3 protein-coding genes are annotated in these 2,280 nt (G+C 66.4%); 2 read left to right on the forward strand and 1 reads right to left on the reverse strand.

What is annotated here, in order from left to right; all coding sequences use genetic code 11:
• The coding region (locus AC1DZ6_RS23810; RefSeq protein ID WP_477099579.1) for a cytochrome P450 family protein at positions 1-764 on the reverse strand (764 nt) is incomplete at its 3' end.
• 133 nt (positions 765-897) lie between these two features.
• On the opposite strand from AC1DZ6_RS23810, the gene AC1DZ6_RS23815 reads away from it, so the two are divergent.
• Both AC1DZ6_RS23815 and AC1DZ6_RS23820 read left to right on the forward strand, forming a co-directional pair.
• Positions 898-1,467 carry a NifU family protein gene (locus AC1DZ6_RS23815; protein WP_477099580.1) on the forward strand — a complete coding sequence of 190 codons (570 nt, stop codon included), beginning with the start codon at positions 898-900 and terminating at the stop codon, positions 1,465-1,467.
• Positions 1,468-1,590: 123 nt separating this feature from the next.
• A complete protein-coding gene (locus tag AC1DZ6_RS23820) occupies positions 1,591-2,178 on the forward strand; it encodes a malonic semialdehyde reductase (RefSeq protein WP_477099581.1) in 588 nt (195 codons plus the stop codon).
• Positions 2,179-2,280: the final 102 nt, after the last annotated feature.

Consider the following 2,280-nt stretch of genomic DNA (forward strand, 5'->3'; position numbering starts at 1 on the left):
ATGTTCCCCAGATACTCGAACGGCGGCATGTTCCGCGTCGCCTCGCCGTGGGCCAGCATCGAGATCAGGTCGTTGCCGGGCTCGGTCGAATTGACCCGCTGGTTCCACAGCTCGGTGAAATAGGCCAGGCATTCCAGCAGCTCAGCCCGGCGCTGGTCCTCGCTGTCGACGACGCCGGCCCCCGGCACGGCGGTGGTGACGTCGGACCAGCGGGTCAGCTTGCGGCGCTCCTCCCAGGGGAAGTCGAACAGGGTGGCCAGCATCTGGGTGGTCAGCTCGATCGACACCTTGTCGACCCAGTCGAAGGTCTCGCCGATCGGCAGGCCGTCCAGGATGCCGCCGACCCGCTCGCGGATCGTGCCCTCCAGCAGCGCCAGGTTCACCGGCGAGACGATCGGGCTGACGGTCTTGCGCTGAATGTCGTGCTTGGGCGGATCCATGGCGATGAACATCGGCAGGACGAAGTCCTCGTCGAAATTCCGGATCGTGATGCCGCCGAAGCTGGAGTCCGACGAGAACACCTGATGCGTGGTGTCGACCGTCATGATGTCGGCATAGCGGGTGACCGACCAATAGGGCCCGTGCTCGCTCTCGGCGCAGTAGTGCACCGGGTCCTCGGCTCGGAGCCGCTCGAAATAGGGCCAGTGGGCGTCGGCCTGGAACAGGGCGGGATCGGCGACGTCGATCTGGTCCAGGGGCATGGCGTAGGCCCTGGCGCGGGCGGCGTCCGCATCGCCCGAAAGATCGATGGCTCCATCGCTCATGGCGATCTCCCTGAGATTATTGCGTGAAACAACTGTTTTGACGATGGAGCCATAACGCGGTTCGTTTGTCACGATGACGCAAGCGGCAGCCTGCCCTCTTGCTTGAGAGGGGCGGCGGGTCCATCTCTCCGGCATGTTCATCCAGACCGAAACCACGCCCAATCCCGAGGTCCTGAAGTTCCTGCCCGGCCGCGAAGTGCTGGGTGAGGGCGCGCGGGAGTTCAAGACGGCGGAAGAGGGCGACTCCTCGCCCCTGGCCGAGGCCCTGTTCCGCCTCGGCGACGTCAACCGCGTGTTCTTCGGTCCGGACTTTCTGACGGTGACCAAGGCCGAGGGCGCGGAGTGGCCGCACCTGAAGGCGCCGATCCTGGCCGCCATCATGGATCACTTCACCAGCGGCCGGCCCCTGCTGCTGGACGCCACCGAGAGCGGCCACGACGAGGACGGCGTCTATGACGACGAAACCTCGCAGATCGTCGCCGAGATCAAGGACCTGCTCGACACCCGCATCCGCCCGGCCGTGGCCCAGGACGGCGGCGACATCGTGTTCAGCAAGTTCGAACCCGCGACCGGCGTGGTGTGGCTGCACATGCGCGGCGCCTGCTCGGGCTGCCCGTCCTCGTCGGCCACGCTGAAGGCCGGGGTCGAGAACATGCTCAAGCACTATGTGCCGGAAGTGACCCGGGTCGAGCAGACGCTCTAGGGCGGCGGTCCTCGCGCGTGCGCGTTTGGGCAAGGGAATGCGCCCGCGGCGTCTTGCCAGCGCGATCGCGCGTCCTTATCGTAACTGTATAAGTTGCAATTATATCGCCCATAAGGATCGCTGATGGCCAAGCTCGCCGATACGGCTCTCGACCAACTGTTCACGAAGGCCCGCACCCGCAACGGCTGGAGCGACCAGCCCATCCCCGAGCCGGTGCTGCGCGAGCTGTACGACCTGGTGAAGTTCGGCCCGACCGCGGCCAACACCACCCCGGCGCGTTTCACCTTCGTCCAGAGCGATGAAGCGAAGGCCAAGCTGGCGGCGCTGTCTTCGGGCTCGAACGGCGCCAAGATCCTCAAGGCCCCGGTCACGGTGATCATCGGCTACGACCTGGACTTCCCCGAGACCCTGGACCGCCTGTTCCCCAACGCGCCGGGCGCCAAGACCTGGTTCGGCGACCCCGTGGCCAAGGAAGTCGGCGCGCTGCGCAACAGCTCGCTGCAGGGCGGTTATTTCATCCTGGCGGCCCGGGCCCTGGGCCTGGACGTCGGTCCGATGTCGGGCTTCGACAACGCCGGCGTCGACGCGGCGTTCTTCGCGGGCACCAACATCAAGTCCAACTTCATCGCCTCGATCGGCTACGGCACCGAAGAGAACCTGTTCCCGCGCAATCCGCGCCTCGACTTCGAGGAAGCCGCGCAGATCGTTTGATCGGCGGGGACGCCCCCTCCGTCGGGCTTCGCCCGCCACCTCCCCCGTTGCACGGGGGAGGAGAGGCTGATCCGTTTCCTCCTCGCCCGCCCACTCCTCGCC

The sequence above is a fragment of the Caulobacter sp. P1_B12_2 genome (assembly GCF_056406675.1).